This is a genomic window from Pantoea sp. X-Soil-YNGN-775 (genome assembly GCF_059730575.1).
Window position 1 is genome coordinate 2,529,752 of record NZ_AP035945.1, and the last position, 23,515, is coordinate 2,553,266.

Here is a 23,515-nt window from a genome sequence, read left to right on the forward strand (position 1 = left end):
CATGCAGACGCAAAAATCTTCTCCGTGGATCGCTAATCCCGGCTTTCGCAAAGTGTTTTATCCCACCGTTGTGGCGGTGGTCGTGGTGTTGCTGTGGCAGGGATGGGTGAGCTATTTCAATATCCCGCAGTTTCTGGTGCCGTCACCGCTGGTGATGCTGCAAAGCCTGTGGACCCACTTCGGCTCGCTGATGATGGCGCTGCTGTTCACCCTGAAAATCACCCTGATCTCGTTTTTACTTTCGATCATCATCGGTGCCGCCGTGGCCTTCGTGCTGGTGCAGAATCGCTTTGTCGAAACCGCCCTGTTTCCCTACATCGTCTTCCTGCAGGTGACGCCGATTGTCGCCATCGCGCCGCTGATTATTATCTGGGTCAAAGACACCACCCTGTCGCTGGTGGTCTGTTCAACACTGATGGCGGTGTTCCCGATTATCTCCAACACCACCCAGGGATTGCGCAGCGTCTCGCCGGGGCTGCTGAGCTACTTCAGGCTGAGCCGCGCCAGTCGTCTGCAGGTACTGATTCGTCTGCGCATTCCGTCCGCGCTGCCCTACTTTTTCGGTGCGCTGCGGATTTCCAGCGGGCTGTCGCTGATCGGGGCAGTGGTTGCCGAGTTCGTGGCGGGCGCTGGCGGCAATGATACCGGGCTGGCCTACCAGATCCTGCAAGCGGGCTATCAGCTGGACATTCCGCTGATGTTTGCGGCGCTGCTGCTGATCTCCCTCGCCGGTATTGCGCTGTTTGGCATGATGTCGTGGATTTCCCGCCGCGCCCTCTCCGCCTGGCATGAGAGCGAAGCGGTTCAGTCTCACTAACTCACTTTATTCAGGCAGGAAAACTATGCACAGCGAACACCGTCAACACGCGCTTGCCCTGATACAGCAGGCGCTTCCCGATCTCGACTGGACTTTGCAGGCCGCCAGAGTTAAACGCCTGTCGCGCGATTTTCACTGGTTCAGCCCGCTACTGAAACGGCAACTGGAAGATAAACAGGCCGATGCGGTTGTCAGACCGCGCAGTGAAGAGGAGCTGAGCCTGCTGGTCAAAGCCTGCGTCCGCCATCAGCTACCGCTGATCCTGCGCGGCGGAGCAACCGGCAACTATGGCCAGCTGGTGCCGCTGGCGGGCGGCATTCTGGTCGATATGACCGGCTTTAATCAGCTGTGTGAACTCACCAATGGCGTGGTCCGGGCGCAGGCCGGGATGCGGCTGGCGGAGATTGAAGCCCTGACCCGTCCGACCGGCTGGGAACTGCGCTGCATGCCTTCAACCTACCGCCTCGCCACGCTGGGCGGGTTGTACGGTGGCGGCTTTGGCGGTATCGGCTCAATCAACTATGGCCCACTGGCCGCCGCCGGAAACGTACTCAGCGTGAAAGTGATGACCGTGGAAGCGGAACCGCGCATTCTGCAGGTGCCGGCACCGCAGGCGCTGCTGCTGCATCACGCTTACGGCAGCAACGGTATCGTGCTGGAGGTTGAACTGGCGCTGGCACCGGTACATAACTGGATAGAGCGGCTGGACGTGTTCGACGACTTTAGCGACGCGCTGGATTACGCCAATGCCTTCGCCCGCTCACCGGGACTGGTGAAACGTCAGCTGGCGTTATTCGCCGCGCCGATCCCCGGCTACTTCACCCACCTCAGCGGCCATTATCAGGCGGATCAGCACGCGGTGATCAGCGTGATTGGGCAGGAAAGTGACGGGTTAGCGGCGGGCCTGCTGGAAAAATATCGCGGAAAGAGTGCGCTGCGGCAGTCTGCCAGCGCCGCTCGCGATGCGAATGCGTCACTGATGGAATATTGCTGGAACCACACTACCCTGCACGCACTGAAAGTTGACAGTACCCTGACCTATTTACAGACCGCGTTTAACCCGGCTTGTTATCGCCAGCAGATTATCGACATGGCCGCTCTGCTGGGTGATGAGGTGATGTCGCATATTGAGTTTCTGCGTGACGCTGACGGCAATCTGACCGCCAGCGGCCTGCAACTGGTGCGCTACAGCAGTGAGGCGCGACTGAACGAGATCATGAACGCTTTTCGCGCCAACGGCGTCCGGATCAATAATCCGCATGTTTATCAGATTGAAGAAGGCAAACAGGGAGAGATCAAACCGGCGGTGGTCTCGGTTAAACAGTGTCTGGACCCGGATGGATTACTCAATCCCGGCAAACTTAAAGGCTGGGAACTGCGCGATACGCTGGTGCTGGATGACGATCCGCTGGCGTTGCGCCGCCCTTCACCCTGAGCGCGCCCTGATCAGCCGGCTACAACGGCTTCGCGTCATCGCTGATATAAAAAAACCCGCTTATCACTAAGTGGGTTTTTGCCTTTCAGTGGTTAATCGCAAGCCATCAGAGCTCGAACCGATCCAGGTTCATCACTTTGGTCCAGGCGGCAACAAAGTCTTTAATGAATTTCTCTTTGGCATCGCTGCTGGCATAGACTTCCGCCGACGCACGTAACACCGCATTGGAGCCGAATACCAGGTCAGCGCGGGTGGCGGTAAAGCGGACTTCACCGGTCAGGCGATCGCGTCCTTCGAACTGCTCGCTGGAGCCATCAATGGCTTTCCATTCAATGCGCATATCCAGCAGGTTGATGAAGAAATCGGCGTTCAGTTCACCGACGCTGCGGCTGAAAACGCCGTGCTGGCTACCGTCATAGTTGGTTCCCAGCGCGCGCATCCCGCCAATCAGTACCGTTAATTCCGGCACCGTCAGCGTTAGCTGCTGTGCTTTATCAATCAGCAGATGCTCGGTGGTGGTTTTGCCGTATCCGCGACCGTAGTTACGGAAACCGTCAGCGCGAGGTTTCAGCAACTCAAACGATTCGATATCGGTCTGATCCTGACGCGCATCGACCCGGCCCGGGATAAAGGGCACCTCAATCTCAACGCCGGCCGCTTTCGCCGCCTGCTCAACCCCGACCACCCCGGCCAGCACAATCAGATCGGCCAGCGAGACTTTATTGAATTCCCGCTGCAGCGCTTCCAGCTTCGGCAACACCCGGGCCGCAATGGCGTTAACCTCCCACTCGCGCTGCGGCAGCAGCGCCAGACGTGCGCCGTTGGCCCCGCCGCGTTTGTCACCGCCACGGAAGGTTGAGGCTGACGCCCAGGCAACCGAGGTCAGTTCACTGACGCTCAGGCCAGCGGCCGCGATCTTCTCTTTCAGCTGGGCGATGTCGGCGCCGGTCGGATGATAAACCGGTGTCGGCAGCGGATCCTGCCAGATCAGATCTTCTTTCGGCACTTCCGGACCGATATAACGTGCTTTCGGCCCCATATCACGGTGCGTCAGCTTGTACCAGGCGCGGGCAAAGGCTTCATTGAACGCCTGCGGATCGTGGTAAAAACGACGCGATATTTTCTCGAATTCCGGGTCGAAACGCAGGGTCAGATCGGTGACCAGCATGGTCGGTTTGCGTTTCTTCGTCTGGTCAAACGGATCAGGAATGATCTCAGGCGCGTCGATCGCTTCAAACTGGATGGCACCAGCCGGGCTGCGCGTCTGCACCCACTCATATTTGAACAGGTTCTCGAAGAAGTAGTTGCTCCACTGGGTCGGCGTCTGCGACCAGACCACTTCCAGACCCGAGGTAATCGCATCGGCACCGACGCCGGTGCCGTGGCTGCTTGCCCAGCCCAGACCCTGTGCTTCAATCGGTGCGGTTTCCGGATCAACGCCAACGTGGTCGGCCGAACCGGCACCGTGGGTTTTGCCCAGCGTATGGCCACCGGCGATCAGGGCGACGATCTCTTCATCGTTCATTCCCATATTGCCGAAGGTGGCACGAATAGCCGGTGCGGCTGAGGCCGGATCGCCGCTGTGTTCCGGGCCTTCAGGGTTAACGTAGATCAGCCCCATTTCGGTCGCGCCGAGCGGTGACTGTGCCAGCGATTCAGGATGACGGTGTTCCAGCCAGGTGCTTTCGTCGCCCCAGTTGACGTCCATATCCGGTTCCCAGACATCTTCACGTCCGGCGCCAAAACCAAAGGTGCGGAAGCCGGAATTTTCCAGCGCCACGTTACCCGCCAGGATATAGAGGTCGGCCCAGGAAATTTTCTGACCATACTTCTGCTTCACCGGCCACAGCAGACGGCGCGCTTTATCCAGGCTGACGTTATCGGGCCACGAGTTTAACGGCGCGAAGCGTTGCTGGCCGCGGCCTGAACCACCCCGACCGTCTACTGCGCGATAGGTGCCGGCGCTGTGCCAGGCCATACGGATGAAGAGACCGATGTAGCTGCCCCAGTCGGCAGGCCACCAGGCTTGTGACTCAGTGAGCAAGGCTTTGAGATCGGCTTTTAGCGCAGCGTAGTCTAATTTGGCAAATTCTTTACGGTAGTCGAACGACTCGCCCAATGGGTTAGAGCGGGATGAGTGCTGGTTCAGCAGGTCGACACGCAGCTGGTTAGGCCACCAGTCACGGTTGGACGTGCCGCCGCCTGATGTCTGATTGGCCTTGCCTGCGTGGAAAGGGCATTTACCCGCCGCCGCTTCGCGATCGGCTTCGACAATAGGCTTTGCATCTTTTGCATCTTCATCAACAGAATTGCTCATGGTCACACCTCTTTTATGTATTCTCAGCGCTACTCTATAGTGGCTTTTGAAAAAGGCACACCTGTCTCATCCTATACCTTTGATAGCCTGCTCCTTTGAATATGCTTAGCTGAAAAGGTTTTAACGATGAAAAGAACCGCGCCTGCAAACAGGCACGGCGTAGCGCAGGATCGTCAGAGGGGCAGTTTTCACTGCCCGCCGGTTACTCCGCCGCTGGACGGATGCGGAACCAGATGGCATACATCGCTGGCAGGAAGACCAGAGTGATAATGGTACCGCCCAGCGTACCGCCAATCAGGGTGTAGGCCAGCGTGCCCCAGAACACCGAATGCGTCAGCGGGATAAACGCCAGAATGGCCGCCATCGCGGTGAGCAGCACCGGCCGGGCGCGCTGCACGGTCGCTTCAACCACCGCATCAAACGGTGCCAGCCCCTGCTGTTCATTATGGTGAATCTGACCAATCAGGATCAGGGTGTTACGCATCAAAATGCCCGACAGCGCAATCAGCCCGACCAGCGCATTGATACCGAACGGCTGATTAAACAGCAGCAGCGTCGGCACCACGCCGACCAGTCCAAGCGGAGCGGTTAAAAATACCATTACCATTGCCGCCAGGGATCGTACCTGCAAAATAATAATCAGCAGCGTGATGGCGATCATGATTGGGAACAGCGGCGCCATCGCCTGCGTCGCTTTACCCGACTCCTCTATCGATCCTGCCAGTTCAATCCGATAGCCATCAGGCAGCGATGCGATGATCGGCTGCAGGCTTTTACCGAGGGCAGTCGAGACGTCCGGCGGCTGCAGATGTTCAGCAATATCACCGCGTACGGTGATCACCGGCGTGCGGTCGCGTCGGCGCAGCAGCGGATCTTCCATTTGCACCCCGACCTCGCCAATCTGCGACAGCGGAATACGCTGGCCCGCCGCGCCCACCAGGGTAAAATCGCCGATCCGCGCCGGATCGAGCCGGACGGTGCCCGCCGCGCGTCCGACTACCTGCACCGAGCGGATATCTTCCCGCACCGCAGTGATCGGCACGCCTGACAGCAGAAACTGCAGCTGGCGGGCCACGGCGCTGGAAGTCAGCCCCACCGCCTGCAGCCGATCCTGATTCAGGGTGAAGTGCAGGGTCGGCACCTGCGGACCCCAGTCGGTATTAACCGTTCTCATCATCGGACTGGCCTGTAGCACCGCTTCCACCTGGTCTGCGATCGCCCGCAGCCGCGCAGGATCGGGCCCCATCACCCGCCAGGCCACCGGATAAGGTGAATAAGGGCCAAACACCAGCTGGGTTACCCGCACCCGCGCCTCGGGAGCGAGACCGCTGGCCGCGGCCGCCCGCAGCCGTAACTTCAGCGCGTCACGCGCCTGCTGGCTGTCGGTCAGCACCACCAGCTTGGCAAACGAGGGATCGGGCAATTCCGGTGCCATCGCCAGATAAAAACGCGGCGGCCCCTGACCGATATAGGCGGTGACGATTTTCGCCTCCTGCTGCTTTTTCAGCCAGGTTTCAATTTTTGCGGTTGCCGCCGCGGTCTGCTCAATCGAACTGCCGTAGGGCAGCTGGACTTCGACCAGCACTTCCGGGCGATCGGAGGTCGGGAAAAACTGCTTTTTCACCAGTCCCATGCCGAGCACCGCCACCACAAACACCGCAATTACCGTGCCCGCCACCGCCCATTTCGCGGCAATCACCCGCTGCAGCAGGTGGCGAAAGCGAGTGTAGTGCCGGGTGTTGTAGATCGCCGCATGACCGCCCTCAACGGTTTTGATGGCGGGCAGCAGCTTCACGCCGAGATAAGGCGTGAAAACCACGGCCACCACCCACGAGGCGATCAGCGCAATGCCGACAATCCAGAACATGTTGCTGGTGTACTCACCGGCGGTCGACTGGGCGAATCCGTTGGGCATAAAGCCCACCGCAGTGACCAGCGTACCGGCCAGCATCGGCGCTGCGGTGTGGCTCCAGGCGTAGGCTGAGGCTTTAATCCGGTCGTAGCCCTCTTCCATTTTGACCACCATCATTTCGATGGCGATAATCGCATCATCCACCAGCAGACCAAGCGCCAGTATCAGCGAGCCCAGCGTGATCCGGTCAAAGTTTTTCCCTGAGGCCTCCATCACCACAAACACCACCGCCAGGGTTAACGGCACGGCAGCGGCTACCACCACCCCGACGCGCCAGCCCATGCTGACGAAACAGACCACCATCACCACCAGCAGCGCCACGAAAAACTTCACCATAAACTCATCGACTGCGGAGCGGATATTCACCGACTGATCAGTCACCTGGGTCAGCGACATGCCGAGCGGCATCGCCTGGTTAATTTTAACGGTTTCCGCCGCCAGCGCCTTGCCGAGATCCAGCCCGTTCCAGCCGTCACGCATCACGATACCGAGCAACAGGGCCGGTTCACCCTGGTTGCGCACCAGAAAGGTGGCGGGATCGTCATAACCGCGCGTGACCGACGCCACATCGGCCAGCTTCAGGCTTCTGCCCTGCACCACTATCGGTGTGTCTCGGATCTTTTCCAGCTTATCGAAAGCCCCCTCCAGCCGGATAAACACCTGTGGCCCGGCGGTCTCGATGGAGCCGGCTGGCGTCAGGGCGTTCTGGTCATTCAGGGCGGCGAAAATGTCCTGCGGTGAGATGCCAAGCGTCGCCAGTCGATCGTGGGAGAACGAGACGTAAATGCGCTCGGCCTGTTCGCCAATAATATTGACCTTTTTCACCCCGGGCAGATGCAGCAGGCGCTGACGCAGCGCTTCGGCATCACGCACCAGCAAACGCTGCGGCTCGCCTCTGGCCTTCAGGGCCAGCAGCGCAAACGTCACATCGGAGAACTCGTCATTGATCATCGGTCCGATCACCCCGGCAGGCAGGTTTCTGCTCTCATCGCCGAGTTTTTTACGCGCCTGGTAGAACTGTTCCTGCACCTGCGACGGTGGCGTTTTGTCCTGCAGCGACAGCAGGGTATAGGCCATGCCGGGGCGGGTATAGGTTTCGCTGCGGTCATACCATTTCAGCTCCTGCAGCCGTTTCTCCAGCGGTTCCGCCACCTGATCCTGCATTTCCTGCGCGGTTGCGCCCGGCCAGGCAGAGATAATCGTCATCTGTTTGACGGTAAACGGCGGGTCCTCTGCCCGACCCAGTTCAAAAAACGACAGCACCCCGGCGACGGTAATCAGGATGATCAGAAACAGCGTGATGGCACGCTCGCGTACCGCCAGCGCCGACAGGTTAAACCGTCCCTGGCTCATGGCTGGCTCCCGGCTGAGTCAGCCTGGCTGAGGCGCACGCGTTCGCCCTCATGGAGCAGATGCGCGCCCAGCGCCACAATCGGCTCTCCTGCCTTCAGTTCACCGCTGACGGTGGCCGACTCATCGCTGAGGCTGACCACCTCTACCGGCCGCCAGGCGACGGTGGCGGGCGGCCCGGCAATCTGCCAGACGCCGGGGCCTTTGCCGCCGTCGTACAGCGCGGCCAGCGGCACCTGCAGCAGCGGACGGGCCGATTGATTCGGGATCGTCAGATTCACCGTCGCACCGAGCGGCGCGGCGGCCAGCGCCCCCTCCAGCACATAGCGGGCTTCAAAGGTGCGGGTCAGCGGGTCGGCCGCATCCGCCAGCAGCCGCAACCGGGCCGGCACCGCTGCGCTGCTGCTGCCATACAGCGTCGCCATCGCCTTACTGCCCAGTGGCGGACGCAGCGTTTCAGGTAGCTGGACCTGTGCCTCACGCTGACCGGCCCGCGCCAGCCGGATCACCGGTTCACCCGCGCTGACCACCTGACCCGGTTCGGCAAGGGTAGCCATCACCACGCCATCGGCATCTGCCAGCAGTAGCGCATAGCCGCTGGCGTTACGCGCCACGTCCGCCTGCGCTTCAGCCGCCCGCAGTTCGGCCTTTGCCGTTTCTGCTGCCGCGCGGATTTGATCGTAAGCCGAGGCGGAAACCGCTCCGCTGGCCAGCAGGCTGCGGTAACGCGCCTGATCGGCCGCGGTCTGCCTGACGCGAGACTGCGCCGCCGCAACGGCCTGCTGCCGGGCCTGGACCTGCAACCGCAGATCGACCGGATCGAGCCGCATCAGCGGCTGCCCGCGTTTGACGCTTTGACCGCTATCCACCAGACGTTCAACAATTTTGCCCGCTACCCGGAATCCGGGATCGCTCTGGACCCGGGCCACCACTACCCCGCTGAAGGCGCGTGTGGCGTCAGTCGCGCTGATCACCTTCGCCACCCTGACCTGTGGCGGCTGGTTGCGCGGATCGTCATCGTTAGCGGTGTCATGACAGGCAGCCAGTGCCAGCGGCAACAGGCAAACAGCAAAAGTGGCAGGGGTAAACCTGAACATAGGTGACCTTAATCAGTGAACGGGAGTTCGCGCCATTCTCTTATCAAGTGACCAATATTGTCAATGGTCACTAACGGCGACCGATGACTGCCTGCGTGATTCGCATGCTGCTCATTGCAGGTCATCATTGAGCTGCGACAGATTTATGACAGCGGGGGCGGATCAGCAAAGGAATCGTTAACTGGCAGAGTGGTGACTAATGGCATTTTAAGTCACGGGACGAGAGTATGCAGATGCCAGGCGTCAACAAGGTGCGTCGCCTCGCTGGAGGCAAGCGGGCATGACCGGTGACGTCAACGGACGGCTGAAGAAAATTATGCCATACAGGCAGGAGCAGCCGAAAATCTGCACCGGATGCGCCTGGGCGCTCCCGCTGACGTCAGCGGAGAGTGAAGAGGTATACGATGGTGGTGGGAAGTATGCTGAGACTGAATTCAGCGCCTTATCACTAAGGCGCTGTGTCGGGAACGGTTAACGCCAGCCGAGTTCCGGCGCGACATACTTCAGTATCGCCTCAATCACATGTGCGTTATACGCCACGCCAAGCTGGTTTGGCACGGTCAGCAGCAGCGTATCCGCTTCAGCAATCGCTTCATCCTGCGCCAGTTGCTTAATTAACTGCTCCGGTTCGGCGGCGTAACTGCGGCCAAAGATGGCGCGGGTTTTTTCGTCGAGGAAACCCACCGAATCCTGGTCGCTACCGCTGCGGCCGAAGTAGGCGCGGTCCATGTCATTGACCAGCGCAAAAATGCTGCGGCTGACCGAAACCCGTGGCTCACGCTGATGGCCGGCGGCTTTCCACGCTTCACGGTAGGCGCGGATCTGCTTCGCCTGCTGAATATGGAACGGTTCGCCGGTTTCATCATCTTTCAGGGTCGAACTTTGCAGGTTCATGCCCATTTTTGCTGCCCACTCTGCGGTGGCGTTAGAGCCGGAGCCCCACCAGATGCGGTCACGCAGCCCTTCAGACAGCGGTTCGAGGCGCAGCAGGCCCGGCGGATTCGGGAACATCGGCTGTGGATTCGGTTTGGCAAAGCCTTCACCGCGCAGCACTTCCAGAAACTCTTCGGTGTGACGACGACCCATATCGGCGTCGGTCTCGCCCGCTTTTGGCTCAAAGCCAAAATAACGCCAGCCATCCACCACCTGCTCAGGCGAGCCACGGCTCAGGCCGAGCTGCAAACGACCGTTGGAAATCAGATCGGCGGAACCGGCATCTTCCACCATGTAGAGCGGATTTTCATAACGCATGTCGATCACGCCGGTGCCAATTTCGATATTTTTGGTACGGGCACCGACCGCCGCCAGCAGCGGGAACGGCGAACTCAGCTGGCGGGCAAAATGGTGCACGCGGAAGTAAGCGCCGTCTGCGCCCAGCTCTTCGGCTGCAACCGCCAGGTCAATCGACTGCAGTAACACATCCTGCGCAGAACGGGTGGCTGACTGTGAAGAGGGCGTCCAGTGACCGAAGGATAAAAAGCCAATCTTTTTCATCTGTTACTTCTCCTGGCGGGCAAAGGTGGCCCGCTCATGCTAAGGCGGTTTTCGATAGGCAAAGGTTACGCCGTCGTCGTCGCCACTGATAGTCAATATCTTTCAGCGCCATATTCAGGATTTTCGACATAGCTAAGAAAAATAACGTCTTTGTCTTTGCGCAGCGTTTATTTCACTGTGGCTCTCTGTTCCTTTTCTGCCAGGTTGACCATGCAAAAAAGCCGTGCCGGTTACCTTCATCCGCAGCAGCGCGCCCTGCTGCAACAGCTCTCACGCAGCTGGTTATGGCGCACTGAACTGCCCACCTGGCTGCTGATCGTCGCGGTCTATGGCGGCTGGTTCGGCACGCTGCTCGGCTGGCAGATCCTCGGACGGCTGCCCGCTACCCTGCTGCTGACGGGCTTTACCGCCTGGTATATGTCGCTGCAGCATGAGCTGATCCACGGCCATCCAACACGCTGGCCGCGGGTTAATCAGCTGTTTGGCACCCTGCCGCTGGCGGTGTGGTTTCCGTTTGGCCTCTACCGTGATTCTCATCTGGCCCATCACCGCAACCACACCCTGACCGAACCGGATGACGATCCGGAAAGTTACTACCTGTCCGCCGCACGCTGGGCGCAGCTGTCGCCGTGGCAGCAGCAGCTGATCCACCTGCGGAATACCTTTTTTGGCCGCCTGCTGCTGGCTCCGCTGCTGGATATCTGCGGCACTTTCCGGGCGATGTGGCAGGCGCTTCGTCACGGTGAGCGGGCCGCTATCGGCATGTGGCTGCTGCACTGGAGCCTGCTGGCGCTGCTGTTTTACGCCATGGCGCAGTGCGGCTTCTCCCCGCTGTGGTATCTGCTGGCGGTCAGCTATCCGGCGCTGGCGCTGACCAAAGTGCGCTCCTTTTATGAACATCGCGCGGCTGACGATCCGCTGGCGCGTTCGGTCAATAATGAGGCGGCGCTGCCCTGGCGGATCCTGTTTCTGAATCTGAACTACCATTCAGTGCATCACGATCTGCCCGGCGTGCCCTGGTACGGCCTGCGTCGCCTCTATCTGCGCGACCGCGAGCACTATTACCAGCGCAACCACGGTTTCCGCGTGGCGGGCTACCGGGTCTGGCTGCGTCAGTTCTGGGCACGGCCGGTCGGGGTCAATGCCCATCCTGGGCGTTCTGAAGAGGCTCGCCATGACTGACCTGCTGGCATTACCGATGTACGACATTGCTCGCCCTGCCACTGAGGCGCTCAGCCAGGCGATAGTAACGTTACTGGCGCAGCACGGCACGGCGGCGCAGCCAGTCTGGCCCGACGATCTGCTTACCCACTGGCAGGATGATCGGCTGCTGCTGAGTCAGACCTGCGGCTATCCGCTGGTGACGCGACTGCCTGCGGTGCAGCTGGTCGGCGCGTTTCACTACAGCGCGCCAGGCTGCAGCGGACCCGATTATCGTAGCTGGCTGGTGGCGCGGGATAAGGGCGCGACGCTGAGCGATTTTCACGCGCGTCGGGCGGTGGCCAACGGCCTCGATTCACACTCCGGCTATAACGCGCTGCGCCTGGTGGCGGCCCTGTCGGGCGTGCTGTTTTCACGACTGGTGCTGAGTGGCGGGCATCGTCAGTCACTGGCGGCGGTGCGCCAGCATCAGGCGGATATTGCCGCCATTGATTGTGTCAGCTGGGCCCTGATCGCCCGGTACGCGCCAGAGGAACTACAGGGATTGCACATTATCGACGAAACACCGCCTGCGCCTGGGTTGCCACTCATCACTTCGGCCTCAACCTGCGCGCAGCAGCGCCAGACGCTGCAGTCGGTGCTGGGGGAACTGGTGACGAGTCCGGCGTGGCGTGAAGTCTGTGCGGCCAGCCTGATTAGTGGATTCAGCCCGCTGCGGCGCCAGGATTATCAGACGATAATCCGCTTTGAACAGCAGGCAGCAGCGCATGGGGTAACCCGGCTTTAAGCTGAAGGAAAAGCGGCTTCCCTGCCGCATCGCCCTATTTACGGGCAGCAATGATCTCATCGGCCACGTTACGCGGTGCCTGCGCGTAATGGCTGAACTCCATGCTGTAGGTGGCGCGCCCCTGAGTCAGCGAACGCAGGCTGGTGGAGTAGCCGAACATCTCTGACAGCGGCACTTCGGCACGAATAATCCGGCCGCCAAAATGTTCATCCATGCCCTGCACCGCGCCGCGACGTGACGACAGATCGCCCATGATGCCGCCGGCATACTCTTCCGGCGTCTCCACTTCCACCTTCATTACCGGCTCCAGAATCGCCGGATCGGCCAGCTTTGCCGCGGCACGGAAACCGAGAATCGCTGCCATGCGAAACGCCATCTCCGAGGAATCGACCTCATGATAAGAGCCAAACGTCAGGGTCGCTTTGATATCGACAATCGGATAGCCCGCCAGCACGCCGCTGTTCAGCGCTTCGCGGACGCCTTTCTCCACTGACGGGATATATTCGCGCGGCACCACCCCGCCTTTGGTGGCATCTTCAAAGACAAACCCGCTGCCCGCCTCACCCGGTTGCAGGCTCAGCACCACATGGCCGTACTGCCCTTTGCCGCCCGACTGGCGCACAAACTTGCCTTCAACATCCTGCACCGCCTTGCGCAGCGTCTCACGGTAGGTGACCTGCGGCCGCCCGATATTGGCCTCTACGCCAAATTCACGTTTCAGGCGATCGACGATAATCTCCAGATGCAGTTCGCCCATGCCGGAGATAATTGACTGGCCCGACTCCTCGTCGGTGTGCAGCCGGAACGACGGATCTTCTGCCGCCAGCCGCTGTAACGCCAGCCCCATCTTCTCCTGGTCCGCTTTGGTCTTCGGTTCGATCGACAGCGAAATCACCGGTTCAGGAAACTCCATCCGCTCCAGAGTAATAATGGCGTGCGGATCGCACAGGGTTTCGCCGGTCGTCGCCTCTTTCAGCCCGACACAGGCGGCAATATCCCCGGCGCGGATTTCGTCGATTTCATGGCGGGCGTTGGCGTGCATCTGGACGATACGACCAATGCGCTCCTTTTTGCCTTTGACCGCGTTAAAGACGCTGTCGCCCTTGCGTAACACCCCCGAGTAGACCCGCACAAAAGTCAGCTGCCCGACAAAAGGATCGCTCATCAGCTTAAACGCCAGCGCCGAGAACGGTTCGTCATCATCAGCGTGTCGTTCGGCGTGGTTTCCGGCCTCATCCACGCCGCTGATCGCCGGCACATCGGCCGGTGACGGCATCAGTTCGATCACCGCATCCAGCATCCGCTGTACCCCTTTATTTTTAAACGCGCTGCCACACAGCATCGGCTGGATCTGGTTGAGCAGCGTACGCTGGCGTAAACCGGCAATCACCTGCTGTTCGCTGAGATCGCCCTGCTCCAGCCAGGCTTCGGTCAGGGTTTCGTTGGCTTCTGCCGCCGCCGCGACCATTTTTTCGCGCCAGCTCTGCGCTTCGGCCAGCTGATCAGACGGAATTTCACCATAGCTGAAGGTCATCCCCTGGCTCTCTTCATCCCAGTAGATAGCCTGCATGCGGATCAGATCGATCACCCCGACGAAATGCTCTTCGCGGCCGATTGGAATGACAATCGGCACCGGATTGGCTTTCAGCCGTGACTGCATCATGGTGACGACGCGGAAAAAATCAGCGCCCTGACGATCCATTTTGTTGACGAACGCCAGCCGCGGCACATGATATTTATTCGCCTGCCGCCACACCGTCTCCGACTGCGGCTGTACGCCGCCCACCGCGTCATACACCATTACCGCGCCATCCAGCACCCGCATTGAGCGCTCGACCTCAATGGTGAAATCAACGTGGCCTGGGGTGTCGATAATATTGATGCGGTGCGGCTCAAAGCGCTTATCCATGCCCGGCCAGAAGCAACTGACCGCGGCAGAGGTGATGGTTATGCCGCGCTCCTGCTCCTGCGCCATCCAGTCGGTTGTTGCAGCGCCATCGTGCACTTCCCCCAGCTTGTGACTCATTCCGGTATAAAACAGAATGCGCTCGGTAGTGGTGGTTTTACCGGCATCGATGTGCGCGGAGATGCCGATGTTGCGGTAACGTTCGATCGGAAGGGATCGGGGCATGATGTATCCTTAGTCAGTTTGACGGAAATGGGTGCACAATTTTTCGGCACCCGTGTCAGCAAGCTTAGACCAATGGTACGACTCTATACGAACAGATTGAGCTATAATTAACCGGCTCATTCCCCTGACAGGAACGTTATGCTGAGTAATCACCCTGATACTGAACAGTTACGATTAGAAAATGTGTTATTTGCGCTGGGCAATCCGCTGCGGCTGGCTATTGTTGATGCGCTGGCGCGTGAAGGTGAACAGCCTTGCGGCCTGTTGCGTGGTGAGGTGGCGAAATCGACCATGACCCACCACTGGCGAGTCCTGCGTGACAGTGGCGTGATCTGGCAGCGGCCGCTGGGGCGGGAAAATCTGATTTCGCTACGCCGTGAAGATCTTGAACATCGCTTTCCTGGCTTACTCACCAGCGTGCTGACGGCTATCAGTCAGGACACCTTACCGCACGGATCGGCTGACAAGTCCGGCGATGACGTTTTAAGGTAACGGTTTTCACTTAAAGGGAAATTCTATGCGCATTCTGATAGCAGGTGCCGGCGCGACCGGTGGATATTTTGGCGCGCGGCTGGCCCAGGCCGGCCAGGACGTGACCTTTCTGGTGCGCGAACGGCGTTACCGCCAGTTGCAGCAGCAGGGACTGGTGTTGCAGACCCCCAATGGCACCGAAACGCTGCAGCCGCAGCTGGTGCAGGCGGCTTCCCTGCACGGCCACTATGACCTGATTATCCTGACGGTAAAAAGCTTTGCCCTTGAGCAGGTGATGGAAGATATTGCGCCCGCCGTCGGCCCACAGACGCTGATTATGCCGATCCTTAACGGCATGCGGCACATTGAGACGCTGCAACAGCGCTTTGGCCGCGACGCGGTGATCGGTGGCCTGTGTAAAATCAACGCCACGCTGGGCGACAACGGCGAAGTGATCCAGATGACGCCACTGCATCAGCTCTATTATGGCGCGCTCGACGGTAATAACGATGCGCGCCTGCAGCGGGTCGATGCTGCGCTGCGCGACAGTCAGGTTGATACCCGCTTCAGCGACAACATCATGGATGAACTGTGGGAGAAATGGCTGCTGCTCAGCACGCTCGGCGCGGTGTGTTGTCTGGCTCGCGGCGACACCCAGCAGGTGCTGCGATCCCGTGGCGGTGAAGCGCTGTTACAGGGGATTTTTAGCGAGATCCTGACGGTCATCAGCGCGGCGGGTTACCAACCGCGCCCGGCGGTAACCGCTAAAATTTTCGAGCTGCTGAACAATCCAGCCACACCGATGACCTCCTCTATGTACCGCGATTTATGCCAGGGATTTGATATTGAAGCCGACCAGATCATCGGCGATCTGCTGCTGCGTGCCAGTCACTCCGGCCTGAGCACGCCCTTGCTGAATGCGGTATATGTCAATCTGCAGGTCTATCTGCAGAGCCGTTAAGCGTCAGCGGGCCGCATCCGCGCGGCCCGCCACTTTTCAGCGCCCCTGAATCCGCTGCTGCACGCCGGAAAGGCGCATCAGGCGCTGCCACGCCGCATCAATCTGATCAGGCAGTATCACTTCCGCGAAGAATCCTTTACCGCGCGGCCCGTAGCCCTGCTCATCGTTTCGCAGCCGCTGCACCTCTCCCATCAGCAGCGAAATAAAGCGCTCCAGCGTCCACAAACCCTGCGGCGCTGCACCGGTGATGCGTGGCTGGCCCGCCTTCAGCCTAAGTTGCGGAATGAAAACCGGCCAGCTGATAAAGCGGGGAGCCGCCGGCCGATCGCGCCACTGCCAGCGGAAGGTGGCGTCAGTGCGCCGCTGCAGTAACGGGTCCTGAATCAGAATGACCCGCTGCGGCCGTATGCCACGGCTATCCAGTAACCGCTGACTGAACGCCGCATTTTCGCCGCAGTTGCGCGATTCTCCTTCCAGCAGCAGCTGCTGAGGCGGCAGATCGGCCAGCCGATGCGCGATAGCCGCCAGCATCTGCGCCTCGCTCTTTCCCTGCGTATCAAGCTGGTGAAAGCGCGGATCTGCCGCCATCGCCTGGGCTAACAGCGGCGTAGCGTGGCCGACGCCACCGCTGATCAGCAGCGGCAGACCGGAGGTTTTCGCCAGCGCCACCGCGCCCTCAATATTTGGCAGCACCGCATGGCCGGCCAGAATCAGCAGATCGGCGTCGGGGTGCTGCGGATCTGTCAGCTGATCAAGCGCCAGCCAGGCGGCGATCAGGTTGATGTCATCAATATCATGGTCAGTCAGCTGCATATTTTTCTCCTTATTGCTGAGCAGTGTAGCGCGCAGCAGCAGCGCTGCAGCCGAAAAATTTGCTACAATCGCCGCTTCATCTACTGGAGAGATCAATGACTTCCCGCTCTGTGACCCTTGATGATGTCGCTCAACTGGCTGGCGTCTCTTACCAAACCGTTTCACGGGTGCTTAATCGTTCTGAACAGGTCTCGGTCCGCACCCGGCAACGGGTCGAAGCGGCGATGCAGCAGCTCAATTATGTGCCGAACCGGGTAGCACAACAGCTGGCGGGTAAAGCGACCCGCACCCTGGGTCTCGCCACCAGCGATCTGGCGCTGATGGCCCCGGCACAGATTGCCTCGGCGATTCAGCGGCGCGCGGCGGCGGCAGGCTATCATCTGGTGATCGCCATGGAGAGCGGCAATGACGCTGCGGCGACCATCAATGAACTGCTGGCGCAGCGGGTGGATGGTTTACTGATCAACCTGCCGCTGCAGGCCGGGCAGGCACAGCAGATCCAGGCGCTGTGCGCTGCGAAACCGGTGCTGTTTTTAGACGTCGAGCCGCAGGCGGCCGTGGCGCAGTGTCAGTATCCGAATCATCACGGCGCGCGGGCGGCGGTAGAGCACCTGGTGGCGCTGGGACACCGGCATATCGGCTTGCTGAACGGCCCGGAGCGATCGGTGTCGGCGCGTCAGCGTGAAGCCGCCTGGCGTCAGGCGCTGGCCGATCATCAATTGACGCCGCATTGCTCACTGCGCGGCGACTGGAGTGCCCAGTCGGGTTATCAGGCGTTGCTGGCGCAGTTACCGAATGCCTTACCGCAGGCGCTGCTGGTGGCGAACGATCAGATGGCGCTGGGCGCGATGCGGGCGCTGCATCAGCACGGCGTGGCGATTCCGCGGCAGATTTCGGTGATTGGCTATGACGATACCGCCGAGAGTGCGTGGTATCAGCCGCCGCTGACCACGGTGCGACAGGATTTACAGCAGCTGGGCGTGCTCAGCGTTGAGCGACTGCTGGCGCGGTTGCAGGGCGAATCAGTCAGTGATGAAGCGCTGGAAACTGCGCTGGTGATCAGAGAAACCACCGCGCCACCCGCCGATTCACACCTCGATCTCTCCGCGCTGGCGCAGCAGCTTCAGGCGATTGCCCGCCAGCTGATAGCAAAATAATCCCCGCCCTGCCGCCAGGCAAATGCTGCGGAGCCGATGCCGGCGATAAAAAAACCCGCCCTCCTGACGGGGAGCGGGTCTTTGTTAACCGAGCGGAGCAGTCACGCTCAGTTATCAGCCTCAGGCTTTCGGGTGTTCGCCGACGCCCATAGCTTTGATCTTTTTCGACAGCTCACGACGCTCTTTCGACAGATCGGCGTTTTTGATGATGTACTCATCAACGCGGTCTTCATAATCCACCCGCATGCTGGCGATAATTTCCTGAATCGCCTCGACGCTCATGCCGGGTTTGATGTACTCGCTCAGGTTGTCTAACAGCAGGACGCGCTTCTGGTTGTCACGAATTTTCTTCTCGTTATCGACAATTTCACGCTGCAGTTTGTTTTTGCGGCGGAACATACGCACGAACTCCAGGACGTCCTGAAATGATTGCTTGGCATTTTCCATGATGGCACCTTTCTTTGAGCCTGCTGACGCAGGCAGAGAGACAAAACGATCAGCTTAGCGGCTAGCCAGCCTTATACGCAATTTTCACAGCTAATTTCGGACTGGCCCTTATCTTAGCGCAAAGAAACCCGGTTTCACATTAAGTCATTGTCTGAGGTGATTATTTGCGCAGCGCCATTCGCATCAAATCGGTCATCCGTTCCAGCTGTTTTGCCAGCTCAAGGCTTAACCAGACGTAACCGTAAATCGGCGTCTCCTCCAGTCCTTCACTGCCCGCTTCGGCAATCAGCCGCCGCAGCTCGCCGCTGATTTCGGTCAGCTCATGGCTGTTAGCCAGCACCTCGTCGGTTTCGCCTTCTATCGCCATCACCGACAGCGCACGCAGGGTGTTTTCGGTCATCTGCTGGGTCCGGCGTAACGCCGGGGCGTTGAGCAGGATCAGGTGGCTCTGACGTGAAGCCCACCACGCATCAATTTGCATCTCAATGGTGTACACCATATTACGGTTTATGGTCTGAATGGCTTCAAGCACTGATTTCGGGATGCGCGTCTCTTTACTTGACGGTTCCAGCAGCGCCCGCATTTTGATCACGCTGGTCAGCAATTTGCCCAGCGGCTTGTTAAGGCGCGGCTTCTCCACCAGGTTGGGCGAGAAACCGGCGTGGTAGATTTTCGCCATCTCCCCCAGCGTATCCGAGAGCTGAATACGCCAGTGAATATAGGCGCGCTGCGCCCAGATGGCGGTAAACAGCAGCGCCATCAGCGAACCCAGGATCACATCGCCGCCGCGCCACAGCGCTATGGCGAAATCGCCGGTCGGCGCGCCGACGACGACGCTGAGGGTAATGCCGATCAGCAGCGCCATATAGGGATGTTTACCGAGCGTCAGGTAGCCGCTGATAAACATCGCGACACCGCACCAGGCCAGCATCATCGGCATGGAGATCAGCTCCAGTTTCAGGGCAATCAGTCCTGAGATCGATCCCGCCACCGTGCCGCAAATGCGCTGCAGCGCGCGCGGAAACACATTCCCCCAGGTGGAGATCGGCCCCATCACCACCACCAGCGTAATCAGCGGCCAGGTGCCCTCAGGAATGTCCGTCGCCCGGACGAAAATAAAACAGAGTAAAAAGGCGATAGCGATGCGTACACCGTGAACGGTGCGGTAATGGCGATAGAACCAAAACTCGATTTTTGATATGGGCTTATCAGATCGCAAAATGGTTTTCCGGTTGTTGGATCATTTCGTGCGCTATTTTAACCCCTGATGTTGCTAAGGTTTAGTGCGCCATCTACATTTCAAAACAGTTTTGACGTTCCCTTACAATTATCCACATCGCCTTTACATACGGCCCCGAACTCAAACAACAAATTGCCAACAATTTTTCACCTTTAGCTTTTGTTAGTAACACTTGAGAAGGAAGCACGATGCGAAAAAGAGCAAAAACCCTGCCGGGCGTCACGCGGCGGCAGGTTCTGACATGGTCGACGCTGGGTGTCGCAGCGACTGTCAGCCAGGTCGCCGATGCCGTTTCGCTGAAAGGCAGTCCAGGCTGGACGCCATTCTCCGATAATCCTCCAGAAACTTTCCCACAACAAGGCTGGCTGTTTTTCACCGATGCTGAAGCCAGGACCATTGAGGCGATCGTTGACCGGCTGATCCCGGCCGATGATCTTAGCGTGGGCGGCAAAGAAGCAGGCTGCGCCGTGTTTATCGATCGCCAGCTGCACGGCTCCTACGGCAGTTTTGAGCGCCTCTATATGCAAGGCCCGTTTCAGCAAGGCACTACCGAGCAGGGCGATCAGTCACCGCTGGTGCCGCGTCAGCGCTACCGCCAGGGCATCGCCGCACTTAACCGCTACGTTCAGCAGACCTCGCATAAAAACTTCACTGACCTGACGCCGCAACAGCAGGACGAACTGCTGCAGGCGATGGAAGCCGGTAAGGTGCACTTCAGCGATTTCGATGCGCAGTCCTTCTTTCTCGAAGTGCTGAATAACACCATGGAAGGCTTCTTTGCCGATCCGGTGTATGGCGGCAACCGCGAAATGGTGTCGTGGAAGATGCTCGGTTTTCCAGGTGCGCGCTATGACTATCGCGATTACATCGAACGCCATAACGAAAATCTGCACTTCGAGCCGATCAGTATTGCGCAATGGAAGGCAAAGGACTAATCATGAAAAAACTTCCCAAAACCGATGTAGTGGTAATTGGACTCGGCTGGGCCGGATCGATTATTGCCAATGAGCTGGCCGATGAAGGCCTGGAAGTGGTCGGTATTGAACGGGGTCCGTGGCGCGATACCGCTCGCGATTTCAATATCGGCACCGTAACCGATGAACTGCGTTATGTGATGCGCGAAGAGCTGATGCTGCGCACCCGACAGAACACCTGCACCATGCGTAATAATCCGTCGCAGACCGCGTTACCGATGCGGACCTGGGGCTCGTTTCACCCCGGCAACGGCACCGGCGGCGCTGGCAACCACTGGGCCGGCATCACCTTTCGCTTCCAGCCGGAAGAATTCCGCCTGAAGAGCCACCTTACCGAACGTTACGGTGCCAGCGCCATTCCTGATGAGCTGGTGCTGCAGGACTGGGGCACCAGCTGGGAGGAGATGGAGCCGCACTATATGCAGTTTGAACGTGTGGCTGGCACCTCAGGTCGCGCCGGCAACCTCAACGGTGAAAAACGGCCGGGCGGCAATCCGTTTGAGGGCGCGCGCTCCGGCGACTATCCGACGCCGCCGCTGCGTCAGCCTTATGGTCCGACCCTGTTTGCCGATGCGGCAAAAAATCTCGGCTATCAGCCGTTCCCGGTGCCCTCTTCACTGGTTTCGGAGGCCTATACCAATCCGTATGGCGTCACCATGGGGCCCTGCACCTTTTGCGGCTTCTGCACTAACTACGGCTGTGCCAACTACTCTAAAGCCAGCGCCATCACCACCGTACTGCCGGCGCTGATGCGCAAGCCTAACTTCACCGCCTATACCAACAGTGAAGTGTTGCAGGTACTGACTGACTCGACCGGCAAAAAAGCCACCGGTGTCACCTACATCGACTCGTCGGGTGATGAGTGGGAACAGCCGGCCGATCTGGTGATTGTCGCCGCCTTTACCTTTGAGAACGTGCGCCTGATGCTGCTGTCGGGCATTGGCGAGGCCTACGATCCGGTGACCAACACCGGCACCACCGGGCGCAACTACGCCTACCAGACCGCCAACAACGTCACGCTGTTTTTCGATAACAAAAACTTCAATCCATTTATCGGCGCTGGCGCGGTCGGCATGGGAATCGACGAATTCAATAACGATAACTTTGACCACAGCGGCCTCGGCTTTTTCGGCGGCGGCAGTATCCGCGTCACCCCGATTGGCGCAGCGCCGATTGGGTATCGTCCGTTGCCGCCCAATACGCCGAAGTGGGGTTCGAAATGGAAACAGACGCTGAAAGATAACTATCTCAGCACCATGTCGATTGGCTGTGAAGCCAGCAGCTACACCACCCGCACCAACTATCTGTCGCTGGATCCTAACTACAAAGATCCGCATGGCCGTCCGCTGTTGCGTATTACCTTTGACTTCGCGCAGAACGACCTGAAGATGGCGCAGTACTGCACTAACAAGGTGGCCGAGATCGCGAAGGTGATGAACCCGCGCGAGATGATCGTCAAGCCAATGACCGGCCACTGGAGCAGCGTGCCCTATCAGTCCTCGCACGTGGTCGGCGGCTTCATCATGGGTGCCGATCCACGCACCAGTTCGGTGAATAAACATCTGCAGGTGTGGGATGTGCCTAATCTGTTTGTGGTGGGCGCTTCCGCCTTCCCGCAGAATCCCGGCTACAACCCGACCGGCACGGTAGGCGCGCTGGCTTTCAAAGCGGCGCACGATATCCGTCGCTACTACCTGAAACGTCCGGGGGAGATGATCAGCGCATGAAAACCTTACCGCTTCTCTCCGCCGCCGCATGGCTACTGGCCTGCAGCTTCAGCAGTCAGGCGCAACCGGAATATGATCAGATCGCCCGCGGCAGTTATATCGCCACGCTGGGCGACTGTACCGCCTGTCACACCACCGATGAGAAACAGCCTTTCGCCGGTGGCGTTAAGCTTCAGACGCCGTTTGGCGCCCTGCTCGGCGCGAATATCACCCCTGACCGTGAAACCGGGATTGGCAACTGGAGTTACGATGATTTTCGCCGCGCCATGAATACCGGTGTCGGCCATAACGGCAAGCGTTTATATGGCGCGATGCCGTTTACCGCTTACACCAAAATGTCGGAAAAGGATCTGCAGGACCTGTGGGCCTGGATGCAGACGCTGCAACCGATCAATCATCCGGTAGAAACCAACCAGCTGCCCTTTCCTTTCAACATCCGTACCAGCCTGCTGGTGTGGAACTGGATTAACTTTGATAAGGGCGAATTCAAACCGCATCCGGATAAATCGGCGGAATGGAATCGCGGGGCCTATCTGGTTGAGGGTCTCGGCCACTGCGGCACCTGCCACACGCCAAAAAATCTGCTGGGCGGCGACAAAAATGGCCGCTTCCTCGGCGGCAGCGAGGTGGAGGACTGGTATGCGCCCAATCTGGACGCCAGCGATCATACCGGACTCGGTAAATGGACCCAGCAGGATATCGTGACCTACCTGCGGACCGGCGTGAACCGCTATGCCATCGCTTCCGGCCCGATGGCCGATGCGGTGCGTCATTCAACCCAGCACTGGCGCGAGGACGATCTCAACGCAGTAGCGGTTTATCTCAAGGATGGCGATAAAAAAGCTGACGAGAAGCCAAAACCGCTGGACGCTAACGATGACAGGATGAAGCTTGGGGCGACGATCTATGAAGCCAAATGCTCGGCCTGCCACAGCCCGGGTGGCCGCGGTGAGAAGAATATCTTCCCGCAGCTGGCGGATAATCCATTGATCAATCAGCCGAATGCGACATCACTGATGCATGTGGTGCTGGCGGGCAGTCGCGGCGTGGATACCGATGCGCGACCAACGGCACCGGCGATGCCAGCCTTTGCCGGTACCCTGAGTGATGACAATATTGCGGCGGTGCTCACCTACATTCGCAACAGCTGGGGCAATGCTGCCGCGCCGGTTGAGGCCAGTGAGGTGAAGAAGATGAAGGAAGAGTTGCGTTAAGCAGTCAGGG

18 protein-coding genes are annotated in these 23,515 nt (G+C 59.4%); 10 read left to right on the top strand and 8 right to left on the bottom strand.

The window, feature by feature from the left end:
* Position 1 precedes the first annotated feature (1 nt).
* A complete protein-coding gene (locus AC6I8I_RS11985) occupies positions 2 to 817 on the top strand; it encodes an ABC transporter permease (protein ID WP_312056082.1) in 816 nt (271 codons plus the stop codon).
* Between the two features lie 25 nt (positions 818 to 842).
* Positions 843 to 2,252 (top strand): FAD-binding oxidoreductase, encoded by a 1,410-nt coding sequence (locus AC6I8I_RS11990; RefSeq protein WP_312760201.1) that lies wholly within the window; start codon positions 843 to 845, stop codon positions 2,250 to 2,252.
* 106 nt (positions 2,253 to 2,358) lie between these two features.
* On the opposite strand, the gene katG is transcribed toward AC6I8I_RS11990, so the two are convergent.
* The 4 genes from katG to AC6I8I_RS12010 all read right to left on the bottom strand — a co-directional run bounded on the left by katG (position 2,359) and on the right by AC6I8I_RS12010 (position 10,422).
* Entirely contained in the window at positions 2,359 to 4,569 is a 2,211-nt protein-coding gene (katG, locus tag AC6I8I_RS11995; protein WP_312056080.1) for a catalase/peroxidase HPI, read from the bottom strand.
* Positions 4,570 to 4,771: 202 nt separating this feature from the next.
* Positions 4,772 to 7,834 (bottom strand): efflux RND transporter permease subunit, encoded by a 3,063-nt coding sequence (locus AC6I8I_RS12000; protein WP_497827888.1) that lies wholly within the window; start codon positions 7,832 to 7,834, stop codon positions 4,772 to 4,774.
* Positions 7,831 to 8,928 carry an efflux RND transporter periplasmic adaptor subunit gene (locus tag AC6I8I_RS12005; protein ID WP_497827889.1) on the bottom strand — a complete coding sequence of 366 codons (1,098 nt, stop codon included), beginning with the start codon at positions 8,926 to 8,928 and terminating at the stop codon, positions 7,831 to 7,833. Before AC6I8I_RS12005 ends, AC6I8I_RS12000 begins: the two co-directional genes overlap by 4 nt.
* Before the next feature lie 471 nt (positions 8,929 to 9,399).
* Positions 9,400 to 10,422, bottom strand: a complete 1,023-nt coding sequence (locus AC6I8I_RS12010; RefSeq protein ID WP_031375219.1) for an LLM class flavin-dependent oxidoreductase — start codon at positions 10,420 to 10,422, stop codon at positions 9,400 to 9,402.
* Positions 10,423 to 10,632: 210 nt separating this feature from the next.
* On the opposite strand from AC6I8I_RS12010, the gene AC6I8I_RS12015 reads away from it, so the two are divergent.
* Both AC6I8I_RS12015 and AC6I8I_RS12020 read left to right on the top strand, forming a co-directional pair.
* Positions 10,633 to 11,604, top strand: coding sequence for a fatty acid desaturase (locus AC6I8I_RS12015; protein WP_312760207.1), 972 nt, complete (start codon positions 10,633 to 10,635; stop codon positions 11,602 to 11,604).
* Positions 11,597 to 12,370: a phosphate/phosphite/phosphonate ABC transporter substrate-binding protein gene (locus AC6I8I_RS12020; RefSeq protein ID WP_497827890.1), complete on the top strand. Its 774-nt coding sequence runs from the start codon at positions 11,597 to 11,599 to the stop codon at positions 12,368 to 12,370. The genes AC6I8I_RS12015 and AC6I8I_RS12020 overlap by 8 nt, the downstream gene beginning before the upstream one ends.
* 34 nt (positions 12,371 to 12,404) lie before the next feature.
* Here the strand turns inward: AC6I8I_RS12020 and fusA are convergent, their stop codons facing one another.
* Positions 12,405 to 14,501, bottom strand: a complete 2,097-nt coding sequence (gene fusA / locus AC6I8I_RS12025; protein WP_312056075.1) for an elongation factor G — start codon at positions 14,499 to 14,501, stop codon at positions 12,405 to 12,407.
* Positions 14,502 to 14,639: 138 nt separating this feature from the next.
* On the opposite strand from fusA, the gene AC6I8I_RS12030 reads away from it, so the two are divergent.
* Both AC6I8I_RS12030 and AC6I8I_RS12035 read left to right on the top strand, forming a co-directional pair.
* Entirely contained in the window at positions 14,640 to 14,993 is a 354-nt protein-coding gene (locus tag AC6I8I_RS12030; protein WP_312056074.1) for an ArsR/SmtB family transcription factor, read from the top strand.
* 25 nt (positions 14,994 to 15,018) lie between these two features.
* Complete coding sequence (locus AC6I8I_RS12035) at positions 15,019 to 15,933, top strand: ketopantoate reductase family protein (RefSeq protein ID WP_312760211.1); 915 nt, start codon at positions 15,019 to 15,021, stop codon at positions 15,931 to 15,933.
* 36 nt (positions 15,934 to 15,969) lie between these two features.
* On the opposite strand, the gene AC6I8I_RS12040 is transcribed toward AC6I8I_RS12035, so the two are convergent.
* The gene (locus AC6I8I_RS12040; RefSeq protein WP_497827891.1) at positions 15,970 to 16,746 is read right to left on the bottom strand and encodes a YdcF family protein; all 777 of its coding nucleotides are present in this window, start codon (positions 16,744 to 16,746) and stop codon (positions 15,970 to 15,972) included.
* A 95-nt stretch (positions 16,747 to 16,841) separates the two neighbouring features.
* Between AC6I8I_RS12040 and AC6I8I_RS12045 the strand changes: the two genes are divergently transcribed.
* Complete coding sequence (locus AC6I8I_RS12045; RefSeq protein WP_497820311.1) at positions 16,842 to 17,903, top strand: LacI family DNA-binding transcriptional regulator; 1,062 nt, start codon at positions 16,842 to 16,844, stop codon at positions 17,901 to 17,903.
* Positions 17,904 to 18,023: 120 nt separating this feature from the next.
* Here AC6I8I_RS12045 and tmaR read toward each other — a convergent pair whose 3' ends face one another.
* Positions 18,024 to 18,350 (bottom strand): PTS system regulator TmaR, encoded by a 327-nt coding sequence (gene tmaR / locus AC6I8I_RS12050; protein WP_004571340.1) that lies wholly within the window; start codon positions 18,348 to 18,350, stop codon positions 18,024 to 18,026.
* A 160-nt stretch (positions 18,351 to 18,510) separates the two neighbouring features.
* On the bottom strand, positions 18,511 to 19,569 hold the full coding sequence (locus AC6I8I_RS12055; RefSeq protein ID WP_497827892.1) for an FUSC family protein: 1,059 nt from the start codon (positions 19,567 to 19,569) through the stop codon (positions 18,511 to 18,513).
* A gap of 209 nt (positions 19,570 to 19,778) precedes the next feature.
* On the opposite strand from AC6I8I_RS12055, the gene AC6I8I_RS12060 reads away from it, so the two are divergent.
* Genes AC6I8I_RS12060 through AC6I8I_RS12070 form a run of 3 tightly spaced genes read left to right on the top strand, consistent with a single transcriptional unit; the run spans position 19,779 to position 23,505 of the window.
* Positions 19,779 to 20,525: a gluconate 2-dehydrogenase subunit 3 family protein gene (locus tag AC6I8I_RS12060; protein ID WP_312056069.1), complete on the top strand. Its 747-nt coding sequence runs from the start codon at positions 19,779 to 19,781 to the stop codon at positions 20,523 to 20,525.
* Positions 20,525 to 22,291, top strand: coding sequence for a GMC family oxidoreductase (locus tag AC6I8I_RS12065; RefSeq protein ID WP_497828658.1), 1,767 nt, complete (start codon positions 20,525 to 20,527; stop codon positions 22,289 to 22,291). The genes AC6I8I_RS12060 and AC6I8I_RS12065 overlap by 1 nt, the downstream gene beginning before the upstream one ends.
* Positions 22,288 to 23,505, top strand: coding sequence for a cytochrome c (locus AC6I8I_RS12070; protein WP_312056068.1), 1,218 nt, complete (start codon positions 22,288 to 22,290; stop codon positions 23,503 to 23,505). The genes AC6I8I_RS12065 and AC6I8I_RS12070 overlap by 4 nt, the downstream gene beginning before the upstream one ends.
* The last annotated feature ends 10 nt before the right edge of the window (positions 23,506 to 23,515 follow it).